Below are 592 nucleotides of genomic sequence, written 5' to 3'. Positions count from 1 at the left end.
GTCGGGTTTCAGGGGTCGTGGACGGATCCGACGACGGCCAAGGTGAGTGCGGAGGCCCGCTGGTACACCCCGGGGACCGGCGGGTTTGTCTCTCGGGACAGTGTCGGTCTGCCGTTGACGTCGGGGATCTCGGCGAACCGGTATGTGTATGGCAACGCCAATCCGCTGGCCTACAACGATCCGTCCGGTCATTTCGCGCCGGGTTCTGATCCTGAGGATGCGATTGCAGGGGTTCTGCTCGGTGGGGCAGCGGTTGCGGCGGGGACCGGAGTGGGAGCACCGGTTGCCCTTGGGCTTGCACTTTTCGGTTCTCTGTTTTTGCTTTCGGGTGATTCTGCGCCGAAATCTGCGCCGAAGCCTCCGCCTGTTGAGCCGCGGCCGCACTGGGTGGATTATGACGATTCGGATGATGAGTGGCCGGTGGTTTCGCCGGCTACGTCGCCTGTTCGTGATCCTGTTATCGAGCCGGCGTTGAAGCCTCGGTCTACTGCTGGTGGGCGTGTTGTACAGGTGCACCCTCGTACGCAACTGAAGCCCATACCGCTGCCGAAGCCCCGGATTCCACCGATGCCGCTGCCGCAGTTGAAGCACC

General features: G+C 63.2%; 2 pseudogenes. Both read left to right on the top strand.

Features of this window, described 5'->3' with window-relative positions:
• Nucleotides 1-42: 42 nt before the first annotated feature.
• Nucleotides 43-132 (top strand): annotated as a pseudogene (locus tag U9983_RS28210) (hypothetical protein); the annotation flags it as partial.
• Nucleotides 133-144: 12 nt separating this feature from the next.
• Nucleotides 145-592: pseudogene (locus tag U9983_RS26705) on the top strand (hypothetical protein); the annotation flags it as partial.

The sequence above is a fragment of the Protofrankia sp. Cas3 genome, from assembly GCF_963555955.1.
GTDB lineage: Bacteria > Actinomycetota > Actinomycetes > Frankiales > Frankiaceae > Protofrankia.
This window is presented reverse-complemented; position numbering and strand designations above follow the sequence as displayed.